Source organism: Shewanella halotolerans (assembly GCF_019457535.1).
Lineage (GTDB): Bacteria > Pseudomonadota > Gammaproteobacteria > Enterobacterales > Shewanellaceae > Shewanella > Shewanella halotolerans.
Genome location: NZ_CP080417.1, coordinates 1,558,329 through 1,572,571 on the forward strand (window position 1 = coordinate 1,558,329; position 14,243 = coordinate 1,572,571).

The following is a 14,243-nucleotide window of genomic DNA, read 5'->3' on the forward strand; positions in this document are numbered from 1 at the left end:
TACTTCCTTGCCTCTGCGTTATCGATTGTTGACTGAGTGGCGCATTACATGCGGAACACGCCAAACTTGGTGTCTTCAATCGGCGCATTGAGCGCCGCAGAGAGGGCAAGGCCGACCACGTCACGGGTCTGGGCCGGATCGATAATGCCATCGTCCCACAGGCGTGCGCTGGCATGATAAGGATGTCCCTCCTTGTCATATTGAGCCACGATAGGGGCGCGGAAGGCGGCCTCATCTTCTGCCGGCCAGTCCACCCCTTTGCGGGCCAGACCGTCGCGGCGCACTGTCGCCAATACGCCAGCTGCCTGTTCGCCGCCCATCACAGAGATGCGGGCGTTAGGCCACATCCACATCATGGTCGGTTCGAAGGCGCGGCCACACATGCCGTAGTTACCGGCGCCATATGAGCCGCCGATGATCACGGTAAATTTAGGTACAGTGGCGCAGGAAACCGCGGTCACCATCTTGGCGCCATGCTTGGCTATCCCTTCGTGCTCATACTTCTTACCCACCATGAAGCCTGTGATGTTTTGCAAAAACAGCAGCGGGATCTTGCGCTGGCAACAGAGCTCGATGAAGTGGGCGCCTTTCTGCGCGGACTCGGAGAAGAGGATGCCGTTGTTGGCGACTATGCCAACTGGGTAGCCGTGGATGCGGGCGAAACCACACACCAGGGTGGCGCCATAGTTGGCCTTGAACTCGTCGAAATCTGAGTCGTCAACGATGCGGGCGATCACCTCTTTGACATCGAACGGCTTCTTCAGATCTGTCCCCACTATGCCGTAGAGCTCGTTGATATCGAACTTAGGCGGCTTGACCGGGCTCAGCTGGCTGGCGATCTGCTTGTTGTGATTGAGGCGGGTCACCGACTTGCGCGCCAGCTCCAGGGCGTGCTCATCGTTTTGCGCCATATGGTCGGCTACGCCCGAGATCTTAGTGTGCACCTCGGCGCCGCCCAGCTCTTCGGCCGAGACTTCTTCACCGGTCGCGGCCTTCACTAATGGTGGGCCCGCCAGGAAGATGGTTCCCTGTTCCTTGACGATGATCGACTCATCGGCCATGGCGGGCACATAGGCGCCGCCTGCGGTACACAGGCCCATCACCACGGCGATCTGTGGAATGCCCTTGGAGGACATCTTGGCCTGGTTATAGAAGATGCGACCGAAATGGTCTCTGTCGGGGAACACCTCATCCTGGCGCGGCAGGTTAGCCCCGCCCGAGTCCACCAGATAGATGCAGGGCAGGTGACAGCGCTCGGCGATCTCCTGGGCCCTGAGGTGTTTCTTCACCGTCAGTGGATAATAGGTACCGCCTTTTACCGTGGCGTCGTTGGCGATGATCATGCACTCGACACCGCTGACGCGGCCGATACCGGCGATGATGCCCGCGGCCGGTACCACGTCGTCATAGACTTGGTAGGCCGCAAACTGGGAGATTTCCAGAAACGGCGAGCCGGGATCCAGTAGCTTCTCGACACGCTGACGTGGCGACAGCTTGCCACGGGAGAGATGGCGCTCCATGGCGACGGCGCCACCGCCTTGTTCGATTTCAGACAGTTTTAACTTGAGATCGGCGACCACCTGGCTCATCTGTTGATGCTTGGCCTTAAACTCGTCGCTGCGGGGATTGATTTGACTGCTCAGTTGCGTCACGGCTTGGTTCCTTTTAAGACTGTGGTGAACGGGAAGTGGCGATTGCCCGCCCGAGGCCGGACAGGGGCCGGCCTACTCTACGCATTCGACTATTTCGACTCGTTGAACAGCTCGCGGCCGATCAGCATGCGACGGATCTCTGAGGTACCGGCGCCAATCTCATAGAGCTTGGCATCGCGCAGCAGGCGACCCGTGGCGTATTCGTTGACATAACCGTTGCCGCCCAGCAGCTGGATGGCATCCAACGCCATCTTGGTGGCTAGCTCAGCGCTGTAGAGGATGGCGCCGGCGGCGTCTTTACGCGTGGTCTCGCCGCGATCGCATGACTTGGCCACGTTATAGACGTAAGACTTGGCGGCGTTCATGCCTGTGTACATGTCGGCAAGCTTGCCCTGTACCAGCTGGAACTGACCGATAGACTTGCCGAACTGCTCACGCTCGTGAATGTAAGGCACGACAATATCCATACAGGCGGTCATGATCCCAAGTGGGCCGCCAGATAGCACCACGCGCTCATAGTCCAGACCGCTCATCAGCACCTTAACGCCGTTGTTGAGGCCGCCTAGAATGTTCTCTTCTGGCACTTCACAGTCTTCGAACACCAGCTCACAGGTGTTAGAGCCGCGCATGCCCAGCTTGTCCAGCTTCTGAGCCTGGCTGAAGCCCTTGAAACCACGCTCGACGATGAAGGCTGTGATGCCATGTGGGCCCTTGTCCATGTCTGTCTTGGCGTAGATCACATAGGTGTCGGCGTCTGGGCCGTTGGTGATCCACATCTTGTTGCCGTTGAGGATATAACGGTCACCCTCTTTACGGGCGCTCAGCTTCATAGATACCACGTCTGAACCCGCGTTAGGCTCGCTCATCGCCAGGGCGCCGATATGCTCGCCGCTCACCAGCTTAGGCAGGTACTTGGCCTTCTGCTCGGCGTTACCGTTACGGTTGATCTGATTAACACACAGGTTGGAGTGCGCGCCATAGCTCAGGCCGATAGAGGCCGAGGCGCGGGAGATCTCCTCCATGGCGACCACGTGGGCCAGGTAACCCATGTCTGCTCCGCCGTACTCTTCGGGCACTGTCACCCCAAGCAGGCCCATCTCCCCCAGCACGGGCCAAAGCTCGTTAGGGAAGGCGTTTTCCTGATCCACCTTGGCGGCGATAGGAGCGATTTCATTGGCGGCGAAGCTGCGTACTGCGTCACGCAGCATGTCGATATCTTCGCCGAGGCCGAAGTTGAGAGAGGAGTAGAGTTGAGTCATTGTTTTATCCTACAGGTCAGATGCTTTTATAATTTTTTATCAGGCCGGTTTATCCAGCCTTGCTTGTGTTCAATTTGTTGCTGCGTTAACTCGATATGGTCTGTGCCCGGCCTAGGCGCGTTCTTGCTGCTCCAGGGCGGCGCGGCACTGCTGCTCGGCGGAGTTGAGCTCCATCAAGACCACCTTGATGTCGTCCATCTGCTGTTGCAGGGCCGATTTCTTCTCTTCCACCAATTCCAGCATGGTGTGAAGCTGGGTACTGCTGTTCTTGTCGGCGTCGTAGAGCTCGAACAGACGGCGGGTTTCGGCGAGCGAAAAGCCCAGACGTTTACCCCTTAAGATCAGCTTGAGACGAACGCGATCTTTCAGGCCATAGATGCGGGTTTGCCCGCGGCGCTTGGGTTTCAGCAGTCCCTGGTCTTCGTAGAAGCGGATACTACGGGTAGTAATATCGAACTCCTTCGACAGGTCGCTGATAGAGTAGGTGGTCTGTGGACTGTGTTTGTCACTCATCGAAAAAATACCATATTGATTAACTTTCCTAGCACGATATATGAAGTTTACGTAAAGGTAAAGATTTTAGGTGGTTCTAATGGCCCATCTGGCTGTAAAAATTGCACTGCACACTGGTGAAATGACCGCCAGCTGCGGGTTTGGGGTGAGGTTAGGCAAAGGTCTAATGGGAAAAGTGCAACTTGGCTCCATAATGTGATCTATGGCGCATAAGCCAAATCGTATGGAAGGGGAAGCCGATATGTCGACCGTGAGTGGCGGGCGCATGTCATTCGGAGAAGATCACATGAAGGATTTGCATAATCAGTTACACCAGGAATCTATCGATAATCCTAACGCCTTCTGGGGCGAGGCCGCCGGGGCCTTAGCCTGGGACAAGACGTTCGACAGGGTACTCGATGACAGTCAGGCACCTATGTATCGCTGGTTTAGCGGCGGGCAGCTCAATACCTGTTATAACGCGGTCGACAGACACGTGGAGGCCGGGCGCGGCGAGCAGGTGGCGATTCAATATGTGAGCCCGATTACGGGCACAGAATATGGGATCACCTACAACGAGCTGCAGGCCCAGGTGAGCCGATTGGCGGGCTACATGGCCAGCCAGGGCGTGGTCAAAGGCGACAGGGTGATCATCTATATGCCCATGGTGCCAGAGACAGCCTATGCCATGCTGGCATGTGCGCGCCTTGGGGCGATTCACTCAGTAGTATTCGGCGGTTTCGCCGCCAACGAGCTGGCGACCCGAATCGATGATGCCAAGCCTAAGATGATCCTCTCCGCCTCCTGCGGCGTCGAGCCCTCTGGCGTGGTGGCCTACAAGCCACTGCTGGACGATGCGCTCTCGCAGGCCGCTCACAAGGTGGAGCAGTGTGTGATCCTCAACCGTCCTCAGCTGCAAGCAGACTTAGTCGATGGCCGTGACGTCGACTGGCAGGGTGCCATGGCCGATGCGCCAAACATCGACTGTCAGACGGTAGAGGCGACCGCACCCCTTTATATCCTCTATACCTCGGGCACCACGGGCCAGCCCAAGGGGGTTGTGCGTGACAATGGCGGCCATGCCGTGGCGCTCGCCTGGTCGATGAAGCACATCTATGATATCGACCCGGGAGATGTCTTCTGGGCGGCCTCAGATGTGGGCTGGGTGGTTGGTCACTCCTATATCGTCTATGGTCCCTTACTGGTTGGCGCCACCACGGTACTGTTCGAGGGTAAGCCTGTGGGCACGCCGGATCCCGGTATCTTCTGGCGCACCATAGCCAAGTATAACGTAAAGAGTTTCTTTACCGCGCCGACGGCGATCCGCGCCATTAAACGCGACGATCCCGAGGGCGATTACCTCAAGGATGTGGATCTTAGCTGTCTCGGCACTTTGTTCCTCGCCGGCGAGCGCTGCGATCCCGATACTCTGCACTGGGCCGAGCAGCAGCTCGACAAGCCGGTGATCGACCACTGGTGGCAGACGGAAACCGGCTGGCCGGTAGCCGCCAACCTGATGGGCACGGCGCCGGTACCTGTTAAGGCGGGCTCTCCTGCCAAGGCGGTACCTGGCTATGATGTGCAGGTGCTCGATGAGATGGGTGATATCGTGGCGCCGGATCAGTCGGGCAACGTGGTGATCAAGCTGCCGCTGCCGCCGGGCACGTTGGCGACCCTGTGGCAAAACGAGGGACGCTACAAGGAGAGCTACCTCTCCATGTATCCGGGTTACTACCTCACAGGGGATGCCGGCTACATGGATGAAGATGGCTATCTCTATATCATGAGCCGCATCGACGATATCATTAATGTGGCCGGTCACCGTTTGTCGACCGGACGCTTCGAAGAGGTGTTGTGTCAGCATGAGGCGGTGGCCGAGGCGGCGGTGATCGGGGTGGACGACAAGCTCAAGGGACAGGTGCCTCTGGGTCTGGTGGTGCTGAAGAAAGGCTGCGATCTCAGCGACGAGCAGCTTTACAAGGAGCTGATCGCCCTGGTACGTGAGCAGATTGGCCCTGTTGCCGCCTTCAAGCTGGTGAGCGCCGTGCCTAAGCTGCCTAAGACGCGCTCGGGCAAGATACTGCGCGGCACCATGCGTAAGATTGCCGACAATCAAGAGTTCAAGATGCCGGCAACCATAGAAGATCCTTATACCCTAGATCTGGTGCGCAACGCTCTGACCCGCATGGGTTACGCCGACGCCCACGTCTAGCGTGTCTTCTACTCGTTATTAGAAAAGGGCCCTCGGGCCCTTTTTGTTTCGGTACTCATTTTTGCTGCTGACTCATAGCTTAAAGGTCTCAATCCTAGCCTTGAGGCTGTGGGCCAGGTTGCTGATCTCCTGACAGGCGATGGCGGTCTGAGAGGCGCCCTCCGTCATCTCGGTAGAGACATTATTGATATGATCCACGCTGCGGTTGAGCTCCTCGGAGACCGCATTTTGCTCGCTACAGGCGGTGGCGATCTGGGTGCTCATCTGGGCGATGTTTTCCACCGAATGCGCTATCTCGCCTATCTGGCTGCCAGCGGCGTTGACCTGCTCGACACACTGGCCTATGCCCGTCTGGCACTCCTGGCTGGAGTGGCCTATCTTGCTGCTGTTTTCCTGCAGCTGATTGACGATATCCACGATCTGCGCGGTGGAATCCTGGGTGCGCTGTGCCAGAGATCTCACCTCATCGGCTACTACGGCGAAGCCTCGGCCCTGTTCGCCGGCGCGGGCGGCCTCGATGGCGGCATTGAGGGCCAGCAGGTTGGTCTGCTCGGCAATGCCACGGATCACATCCACCACCATATTGATGTTGTTGGAGCTGGATTCCAGCTCTTGGGCCAAGAGGTCCGACTCCTGAATCGTCTGGGAGACCCGCTCGATCACCGAGATAGTCTGAGCCAGTGTCTCAGTGCCTTGTTTGGCGATCTCTGTCGCCGAATAGGCTGAGGTTGCGCCGTTCTCTGTATTTTGCGCTACCTCACCCACGGCGGCCTGCATCTGGGTCATGGCCGAGGCCACCGAGCTGAGTTCTAGCTGCTGGTTCTGCATGCTGGAGGCGTTTTGCGCCGAGATGGCACTCACCTCTTCGACGGCGGCGGTGAGCTGTATGGTGGAGTCGTTGATCTCTGAGACCAGAGAATGCAGATTGCTCTGCATGGTGACTAATTCGCGCAGCAGGGTGCCAAGCTCATCCTGGGTCAGGGCCTGTTCGTCTATGGTATTGTTAAGCTGTCCCTTGGCAATGTTGGCGGCGAAAGTCAGGGCCCTGTCGATGGGGCGGCAGATGGCGCGCGATAGGAAGGTGGAGGCGAGGGCGATCACTATGATGATCACCAGCGCGCCTATGCCCGCACTGTATTGGGTCGATAGCGCCTCGTCGTGCACATTTATGCCTATCTGCTTGACCAGTTCATCGTTGAGTCCCAGGGTGTCGTCCAGGCTGCTGAGCGCCTTGGAATAGGTGCCGAAACTCGCCAGCACCACCTGATTGGCCTTGTCGGCATCTCCCTGATTGAGCAGGCCGTTATAGGCGCTGGTCTCCTGTATATACTGATTCCAGGTGTCTTTGAATACCTTAAAGGATTGACGCTCTTGTTCGTTGAGCCGTAGCGCCTCATAGGCGGAAATGCCCGCCTGAACGTCGGCGCGCCATCTGTCCAGATCTTGCAGCCACTGGCCTATCTTGGGGTTGTCACTGTTAGGCAGTAGCGAAAATTCATCTTTTCGCACCTTGGTGATGTCGACCTGTATCCCCTTGAGAATGGCGACCGAGGGCAGGCTCTTGTCGGTCAGCACCCGGATGTTGTTATTGAGCGCCGACAGGCTCAAGATCAGCAGGGTTGCGACGATGGCAAACACGACAAACACGGCCAGATAACTTGCCCATATCTTCTTGACCACACTCAAGTCTCTAATATTCATAAGCTTCCCCATAAAAACCTTGCCAAAAGACCAATATCTATTAACTATAGCGGCATTCTCGGCGTGTCTCATGACCAATTAGCTGTAAATCATAGCTTTTATTTTGTGCTTGGCTGTGACATGCCTATGGTGAAGAGTGACATAGGGAAGAAGGCGAGCTCTGGTGTCAGGGAGTTGGAGAAAAAGGATGACAAAACCTAACAGGCTGTCGGCGGTTTTAATCGCCGTGACTTTTCTGGGCCTGGGCTACATGGCAATGGATGAGCTGACCAAAGACTATGTCGACTTTGAGAAGCTTGAAAGGATCGACGGCCGCTTTCATCTGCGCGGTGAGGTCGAGCCCTATAGCGGTAAGGCCAAGTATTTCGGCGATGATGGCTGGCTAAAGCAGCAAGCCATGCTCCGTCAAGGCAAGCTTAACGGCGAGCTGCAGGACTTTTATGAAAGTGGTGCCGTCCAGGCGGTTACGCATTATGTCGATGGTCAGATAACGGGCGTGACCCGTGTCTATCTGGAAGATGGCACCCTGAATAAGGAGATCCCCTATCAAGATGGGCTGAAACAGGGCACGGAAAAACACTACGGTTTCGAGGGCGGTCTGCTGTCTGAGTCTATCGAATATCGCCAGGGAAAGCGTAACGGCTGGAGCACGAGTTACTGGGATCCAGACAGATTAAGAAATCGCATCCATTATGTGGACGACCTGCGTGACGGCCTGTGGCAGCAATACAGCTTCGGCAAGGTGGTGATAGAAGGCACCATGGTGGAGGACAAAGAAGATGGCGAGTGGCGCACCTATTTTCAGGATACCGACATCTTGCAGGGGATCGCCCACTTCAAGGCGGGTCAGCTTCACGGTGAGGTGACCGAGTTTTATGAGAATGGCACCAAGGAGTGCATCGAATATTATGCCACAGGCAGTAAGGTCGGTACCTGGACACGTTTTTATGACGATAGCAGCCTTGAGCTGGTGAAAAACTACCGTAATGACAAGCTAGAGGGCAGCTATCGCGAATATTACCGCGGTGGTCAGCTCGCCGTAGAGGGGCAATACCGAGATGGTGAAAAGGTCGGTATATGGCGCCGCTTCAGCCCGAATGGTCAGCTACTCTCCGAGCATGAGGAGCAAAGGGTCAGGCTGGAAGCGGACATTGCTGTGAGCGAGGAGTAAGGCGCTATTTTGTAAGGAATGAGTGAGGCATTAAATATGGAAGTGATTTTTATCAAGGGAGATGGCCGCTACGGCAAACTTTGCTGCGTTCGTCAGGATGCCAGTCGCACCGAGACTCAGATGCCGGAGCAGGGGATCGCGCCCCATGACATGATCCATTACGTGGTGGAGAAGACCCTGGCGATTGCTGGCGCCTTCTATGGTCAGCTAAAGGCCGGCGCCAATATCAGCTTTACCCTGGAGCATAATCAGCTGTCGCGGCAGATAGCCGATAAGACCCAGGTGTGGCAGACAGAATCTATGGTGGAGGCGCTGCAGTCGCTCTATTGGTCGCAGGATCTCAACTTCGAGGGTTTCTGTTATCTGCTGGCTCAGAGCTGTGAGCAGCGAGGGCTCGCCATTCCCCTAGTGAGTGAGCATGAGTTCAAGCTGATAATCGATGAGATCACCGAGCTTACTCGCCAATGGCAGGCCCTAACACCGGGGCAGAGCATGACGCTAGTCTTCTAGTAGGCTCTTTTAGATGAAGGCTGCTAGCCCCTTGTATTAGCTGGGGTCTGTCTTGGGCGGTCGCCGAGGGATCAAAGCCTGCTTAGCGTTTCAGCCATAAATGTTGCGGGATAAACCTTGAGGCGTAAATCCTGTCATTGAAATATGGCTTTAAGCTGTCGTATGCTGGGACCGAGATTGTTTTTCAAGAGGTTGGGGAAATGAAGAGTAAGTATTTAGGGATTGTCCTGTTGGTTATCGGCGTGGCCTTGGCATGGTGGGGCTACAACATCTACGATTCTACCAGTTCGCAGATCACCCGCGCGGTTAACGGCGACACCCCCATAGAGGCCTGGGCAGGCATGGTCGGCGGCGCCATCTGCGTGCTGGTTGGCCTGCTGAAACTGAAATAGTTCTTAGGTTATATATGTCGCTAAACCAAACCGGGAGAAAGCGCGTATTGGATGAAAAGCCTGCATGATGCAGGCTTTTTTCTTTTGCAGGGAGCTTATTTTTGCAGAAAAAGTTTCTTTGCAGGGAGTCTCTTTCCAGGGAGTTTCTCTTGCTTCAAATAAGCTGGGCAGATCCTTTGCCCTTAGGCCGAGCGGGGTTTAGGCCTAATTTTTCCAATTTTTTAGAAACGGTAGCTCGCCATCAGGTTGGCCGACCACTGATTGCGTGAATCGGTAATGGGCGAGTCGGCAATCTCCTTGCTCAGGCGGGTGTAGCTGGTCTGCTGGGTAATGCGCCAGTTGCTCGAGAGCGGCAGTATCAGCTGGTAGCCAACGTCATAGTTAACGCCGGCCTTGGCCTCGTACTGTGGACGCTTGGGCAGAGCCTCTTTCTTGCTGACGCCAAAGTAGTGATCATTAAACTTGGCGCTGTTGTAACTTACGCCCACAAACGGCACCAGATCCAGACTGCCAAGCTTGAGGATCTGCTGATAGCGCACACCCGCCACATAACCCTTATATTCGCCACTGATGTCGTGCTGGAAGTTGGTGGAGAGGACGCCGCGCGGCCCCACCTTGATATCCATGTTCAGGCCCAGATCTACGCTGATACGACGCTCTTCCATGCCGGCCAGCACCTTAGACACATCCTTATCCAGCCAGAAGCCGTTGCCGGTCAGGTAGGTGCTGAAGGTGATGGCGTCTCTGTCTTTACCGTAGAGGCGGTAGTTGATGCCCTTGTCCAGATCCGCGTTGAAGCGATCGCCGTGGTAGCCCACATTTACACGGGGGCCGAAGCGGTTGTGATCGCCGAAGGCAAATTTGTAGTCGTTCTTCTGTTCTTTGATGATGTCTGAGTTGTAGCCGGCGCCAAACTCGATCACCCAGCCTTTGCTGTGATAGACCTGACCATTGCTGATATAGGTGTCTGACTCGGCGGCCTGGGCCAGATTGATGCTGCCAAGGGCAACTAGGGCTAAGGGAAGGTACTTCATTGCTCACTCCACTTTGAAGTTGTTTATTGGTTGAGAGCAATGTACTCGCTGGGTACTTAGATTAGTATCATGAGTTTGTAAGCCTGTGTCGCCTTTGTGTATGGCGGGCCGTGAATGCCCAAGACTTTGTTGTATAAAGGTAAAAAAAGACCGGCCCTATGGAGCCGGTCTTTGTGGTGTTATCTTGTGAGGTGAATGCTTACAGCTTAACCACCATCTTACCGCGGTTCTTGCCTTCGAACAGGCCGATGAAGGCCGCCGGAGCGTTTTCGAGTCCCTCATAGATGGTCTGCTCGGCCTTAACCTTACCGCTGGCCAGCCACTGACCCATCTGCTTGGCGAACTCGCCATAGTGTTGCCAGTGCTCGAACACGATAAAGCCTTCGACTCTGAGCTTCTTCATGATGATATAGGCCAGGTTGCTTGGGCCTGGGGTTGGCTTAGTGTCGTTGTACTGGGCGATCATGCCACATACGGCGATACGGCCATGGTCGTTCATGTTGTCCAGCGCCGCGGCCAGGTGTTCACCGCCGACGTTTTCAAAGTAGACATCAACGCCTTGTGGCGCGGCGTCCTTCAACGCCTGACTCAGGTTAGCCGTGGTCTTGTAGTTGATCACCTGCTCGATTCCCATCGCCTTGAGGGCCTCGGCTTTTTCATCCGAGCCGACCGAGGCAACCACCTTGGCGCCCATCAAGAGGCCTAGCTGACAGGCGACGCTGCCGACCGCGCCCGAGGCTGCGGAGACAAACAGGGTCTCGCCTTCCTTCAGCTGGGCGATGCGGTTAAGGCCGGTCCAGGCGGTCATGCCAGGCATGCCCATGACGCCGAGGAAATGAGATTCTGACAAAGGGGTTTCCGGTAGCAGGGTATGATCTGTACCGTCGGTGACATAGTGGCTGCGCCAGCCCTTCATGCTGCTGACCTTGCTGCCCACAGGGAAGTCTTCATGGTTCGACTCTACAACCTCACCAATGGCGCCGCCTTCCAGCACTTCATCCAAGGCGAAGGGGGCAATATAGCTTTCTCTGTCTATCATGCGGCCGCGCATGTAGGGGTCGACCGACATCCAGAGGTTCTTGACCAGGAATTCGCCTGGCTTGAGGGCCGGAAGTTCCACCTGCTTAAGGCCAAAGTTGGCTTGGGTTGGCATGCCTTCAGGGCGGCTGGCCAGTGTTATCTCTTGTGCTTGCATGGAATTAACCTCATTTTGCTTTGCGCGCTAACTAATTGTGGTAGACTCTACAAACAAATTGAGTACAATGCAAATGCTTTGTGCGCAAAGTAATGTGTTTTTAATGTCCGCTCCTTGCTCCTGAATTCTGTTAAGATAGCCGCCCTAAAGCTTGCGGCAGCTAGCACATGCGGGAAAGGTGATGAAATCTTAAGTCGTAACGCATTAAGTCATAAGGCATTAAGTAGCACATTAAGCGGTAGCGCATTGAGCAAAAGTTGAGTAACAGTTAAGTCAGGTAGATGGGTAACACTATGAGTAAGCAGATGAGTGAAGCAGAGACAGCAGTAGTAACTGAAGGGGCGCAATGCCTGTCGGATAATGTCTGCTTCGCCCTCTATACCGCCGCCAATGCTCTGGTGCGTGCCTATCGTCCCTTGCTGCAGGAGTGCGATCTGACCTATCCACAATACCTGGCGATGCAGGCGCTCTGGCTCAAAGATAACGCCAGCCTGACGGATCTCTCCCAGGCGACACGGCTGGATCTCGGCACCTTAACCCCAATCGTCAAGCGCCTGGAGGCCAAGGGGCTGGTGGTGCGTCATGTGGACAGCCGGGATGAGCGTAAGAAGGTGATTCAGGTGACTCAGGCCGGCGAGGCCCTAAAGCAAGAGGCGCTGTCACTGAAGCAGCAGCTGCTGGAGAAGGTGAGCGTGTCGGACATTGAGCTGGAACAGCTAAGGCAAGTTTGTCTGACCCTGACCCATGAGCTCAATCAGAAATAGTCGATTCAGCAAGTTATTCAGGTGCTTGATGGCGCTACCTTTTAAATGAGAAAACACTGTTCTGCACAGCGGCTAGTAAGCCTGGACTTTTCCTAGTAATTAACTTACCAAACTTTGTATAATCGCGACCAATTTCGTGCCTATCGACTATGTGGCTCGCAGTTGAAGCAATTGAGCGATTTAAGCTTATGATTTGACTCAGATAGTCCAGACTATAATAAAGGATAGGTGTAGACAATCTCAGTTTCCCATGGGGAAAAATCTCATGCAAAATCACTCAGACCTCCTCGACATAGGCGTGATAGGCCTAGGCGTTATGGGCAAAAACCTAGCGCTTAACATTGCCGATAATCGCTACCGCGTCGCCGCCTTCGATCTCGACTCAGCCAAGCGAGATGCCCTTCTTGAGCAGGAGCAAAAAGAGCGTCCCGCCATGCAAGCGCAGCGCATCCTAGGATGTAGCAATCTTTCAGAAATGTTATCCAGTCTCGCAAAACCTCGGGTGTTGGTCCTATCGGTACCTGCCGGTGCGCCTGTGGATGGCGTCTGTAATGCCCTGCTAGAGGCCGGGATAGAGCAGGACGATATCGTGGTGGATACGGGCAACAGCCTGTGGACAGATACTGTGGCCCGCGAAGCCCAATATCAGGACAAGTTTATCTTCTTTAGCTGCGCCATCTCAGGCGGCGAGATGGGTGCCCGCTTCGGGCCCTCCTTGATGCCGAGCGGCGATATAAAGGCCTGGGACAGAATCAAGCCCATTTGGGAGGCGATAGCCGCCAAGGTTGACCCTAAGACCGGCCTGCCCATCGAGCGCCAGGAGCCGGGTAACCCTGTGACCGAGGGCGAGCCATGCACCACCTACATAGGCCCGGCCGGCGCCGGTCACTATGTGAAGATGGTGCATAACGGCATCGAATACGCCGACATGCAGCTGATTTGCGAGGCCTATCAACTGCTGAGCGACGGGCTTGGCTTGAGCGCCGCCGAGGTGGGTGAGATCTTCGCGCGCTGGAACCAGGGCAGCCTCAACAGCTACCTGATGGAGATCAGCGCCGATGTGCTGTCACAGGCCGATCCTCTTACCGGCAAGCCGCTGGTGGAGATGATTCTGGATAAGGCGGGTCAGAAGGGCACCGGCCTCTGGACTGCGGTCAGCAGTCTGCAGATTGGCTGTCCGGCGCCGACTATCGCCGAGGCCGTATACGCCAGGGCGGTGAGCACCCAGAAGCATCAGCGTCAGCAGTTGAGCCTGTTGCTGGCAGGCCCCGAGCCGCTGACATTGAGTGACGATGAGCGCGCTGCCTTTATCGATGAGCTTGAAAACGCCCTCTACTGCGCCAAGATCGCCTGTTATGCCCAGGGATTCCAGCTGATGGCGATGAATGCTCAGGAGCGCGGCTGGCAGTTGGATTTTGCCGAAATCGCCAAGATCTGGCGCGCCGGTTGTATCATTCGCGCCACCTTCCTGCAATCGATCACCCAGGCCTATCAAGAGGCGCAGAAGGTGGGAGAGCCTCTCGACAACCTGCTGATGGCTGAGACCTTTAGCCTGGCCTTATCGGCCAAGCAGCAAGACTGGCGCCGCGCGGTGGCAAGGGCCATCATGAGCGGCGTGCCTGTGCCTTGTATCGGCTCGGCGCTGGCCTACTACGACAGCTATCGCAGCGAGACTCTGCCGGCCAACCTGCTGCAAGGTCAGCGGGACTTCTTCGGCGCCCATACCTTCGAGCGTATCGACATGCCCGCCGGCGAGAAGTATCACCTCAACTGGAGCCATAGCGAGCGCACGCTAGAGAAGCTCTAGTGCTTCACTAAGCTTCTATAGAAAAGAAAAACCGCTAGCTGCTGACTAGCGGTT

Annotated in this window: 12 protein-coding genes; 6 read left to right on the plus strand and 6 right to left on the minus strand. The window is 55.9% G+C overall.

The window, feature by feature from the left end; translation table 11 throughout:
- Nucleotides 1-44 precede the first annotated feature (44 nt).
- From K0H81_RS06760 to K0H81_RS06770, 3 genes are all read right to left on the minus strand, one after another.
- Nucleotides 45-1,652: a carboxyl transferase domain-containing protein gene (locus K0H81_RS06760; RefSeq protein ID WP_144200395.1), complete on the minus strand. Its 1,608-nt coding sequence runs from the start codon at nt 1,650-1,652 to the stop codon at nt 45-47.
- Nucleotides 1,653-1,741: 89 nt separating this feature from the next.
- The gene (locus K0H81_RS06765) at nt 1,742-2,911 is read right to left on the minus strand and encodes an isovaleryl-CoA dehydrogenase (RefSeq protein ID WP_011866367.1); all 1,170 of its coding nucleotides are present in this window, start codon (nt 2,909-2,911) and stop codon (nt 1,742-1,744) included.
- A gap of 111 nt (nt 2,912-3,022) precedes the next feature.
- The gene (locus tag K0H81_RS06770) at nt 3,023-3,424 is read right to left on the minus strand and encodes a MerR family transcriptional regulator (protein ID WP_011866366.1); all 402 of its coding nucleotides are present in this window, start codon (nt 3,422-3,424) and stop codon (nt 3,023-3,025) included.
- A gap of 286 nt (nt 3,425-3,710) precedes the next feature.
- Here K0H81_RS06770 and K0H81_RS06775 point away from each other — a divergent pair, with 286 nt between their 5' ends.
- Nucleotides 3,711-5,615 (plus strand): propionyl-CoA synthetase, encoded by a 1,905-nt coding sequence (locus K0H81_RS06775; RefSeq protein WP_220060804.1) that lies wholly within the window; start codon nt 3,711-3,713, stop codon nt 5,613-5,615.
- 72 nt (nt 5,616-5,687) lie between these two features.
- On the opposite strand, the gene K0H81_RS06780 is transcribed toward K0H81_RS06775, so the two are convergent.
- Complete coding sequence (locus K0H81_RS06780; protein ID WP_220060337.1) at nt 5,688-7,316, minus strand: methyl-accepting chemotaxis protein; 1,629 nt, start codon at nt 7,314-7,316, stop codon at nt 5,688-5,690.
- Nucleotides 7,317-7,503: 187 nt separating this feature from the next.
- On the opposite strand from K0H81_RS06780, the gene K0H81_RS06785 reads away from it, so the two are divergent.
- The 3 genes from K0H81_RS06785 to K0H81_RS06795 all read left to right on the plus strand — a co-directional run bounded on the left by K0H81_RS06785 (nt 7,504) and on the right by K0H81_RS06795 (nt 9,389).
- The gene (locus K0H81_RS06785; protein WP_220060338.1) at nt 7,504-8,487 is read left to right on the plus strand and encodes a toxin-antitoxin system YwqK family antitoxin; all 984 of its coding nucleotides are present in this window, start codon (nt 7,504-7,506) and stop codon (nt 8,485-8,487) included.
- A gap of 36 nt (nt 8,488-8,523) precedes the next feature.
- Nucleotides 8,524-8,997, plus strand: coding sequence for a cytoplasmic protein (locus K0H81_RS06790; protein WP_220060339.1), 474 nt, complete (start codon nt 8,524-8,526; stop codon nt 8,995-8,997).
- A 200-nt stretch (nt 8,998-9,197) separates the two neighbouring features.
- Complete coding sequence (locus K0H81_RS06795) at nt 9,198-9,389, plus strand: DUF3185 family protein (RefSeq protein WP_144200401.1); 192 nt, start codon at nt 9,198-9,200, stop codon at nt 9,387-9,389.
- 221 nt (nt 9,390-9,610) lie between these two features.
- Here the strand turns inward: K0H81_RS06795 and K0H81_RS06800 are convergent, their stop codons facing one another.
- Nucleotides 9,611-10,423 carry a MipA/OmpV family protein gene (locus K0H81_RS06800; RefSeq protein ID WP_220060340.1) on the minus strand — a complete coding sequence of 271 codons (813 nt, stop codon included), beginning with the start codon at nt 10,421-10,423 and terminating at the stop codon, nt 9,611-9,613.
- Nucleotides 10,424-10,622: 199 nt separating this feature from the next.
- Nucleotides 10,623-11,618 carry an NADP-dependent oxidoreductase gene (locus K0H81_RS06805; RefSeq protein ID WP_220060341.1) on the minus strand — a complete coding sequence of 332 codons (996 nt, stop codon included), beginning with the start codon at nt 11,616-11,618 and terminating at the stop codon, nt 10,623-10,625.
- 293 nt (nt 11,619-11,911) lie between these two features.
- On the opposite strand from K0H81_RS06805, the gene K0H81_RS06810 reads away from it, so the two are divergent.
- On the plus strand, nt 11,912-12,382 hold the full coding sequence (locus tag K0H81_RS06810; protein WP_220060342.1) for a MarR family winged helix-turn-helix transcriptional regulator: 471 nt from the start codon (nt 11,912-11,914) through the stop codon (nt 12,380-12,382).
- Nucleotides 12,383-12,647: 265 nt separating this feature from the next.
- Entirely contained in the window at nt 12,648-14,189 is a 1,542-nt protein-coding gene (gene gnd / locus K0H81_RS06815) for an NADP-dependent phosphogluconate dehydrogenase (RefSeq protein WP_220060343.1), read from the plus strand.
- Nucleotides 14,190-14,243: the final 54 nt, after the last annotated feature.

What these genes read in the sequence shown, in the direction of transcription:
- K0H81_RS06765 (WP_011866367.1), bottom strand. Translation starts at nt 2,911, where the DNA reads ATGACTCAACTCTACTCCTCTCTCAACTTCGGCCTCGGCGAAGATATC.
- K0H81_RS06770 (WP_011866366.1), bottom strand. Translation starts at nt 3,424, where the DNA reads ATGAGTGACAAACACAGTCCACAGACCACCTACTCTATCAGCGACCTG.
- K0H81_RS06775 (WP_220060804.1), top strand. Translation starts at nt 3,711, where the DNA reads ATGAAGGATTTGCATAATCAGTTACACCAGGAATCTATCGATAATCCT.
- K0H81_RS06780 (WP_220060337.1), bottom strand. Translation starts at nt 7,316, where the DNA reads ATGAATATTAGAGACTTGAGTGTGGTCAAGAAGATATGGGCAAGTTAT.
- K0H81_RS06785 (WP_220060338.1), top strand. Translation starts at nt 7,504, where the DNA reads ATGACAAAACCTAACAGGCTGTCGGCGGTTTTAATCGCCGTGACTTTT.
- K0H81_RS06790 (WP_220060339.1), top strand. Translation starts at nt 8,524, where the DNA reads ATGGAAGTGATTTTTATCAAGGGAGATGGCCGCTACGGCAAACTTTGC.
- K0H81_RS06795 (WP_144200401.1), top strand. Translation starts at nt 9,198, where the DNA reads ATGAAGAGTAAGTATTTAGGGATTGTCCTGTTGGTTATCGGCGTGGCC.
- K0H81_RS06800 (WP_220060340.1), bottom strand. Translation starts at nt 10,423, where the DNA reads ATGAAGTACCTTCCCTTAGCCCTAGTTGCCCTTGGCAGCATCAATCTG.
- K0H81_RS06805 (WP_220060341.1), bottom strand. Translation starts at nt 11,618, where the DNA reads ATGCAAGCACAAGAGATAACACTGGCCAGCCGCCCTGAAGGCATGCCA.
- K0H81_RS06810 (WP_220060342.1), top strand. Translation starts at nt 11,912, where the DNA reads ATGAGTAAGCAGATGAGTGAAGCAGAGACAGCAGTAGTAACTGAAGGG.
- gnd (WP_220060343.1), top strand. Translation starts at nt 12,648, where the DNA reads ATGCAAAATCACTCAGACCTCCTCGACATAGGCGTGATAGGCCTAGGC.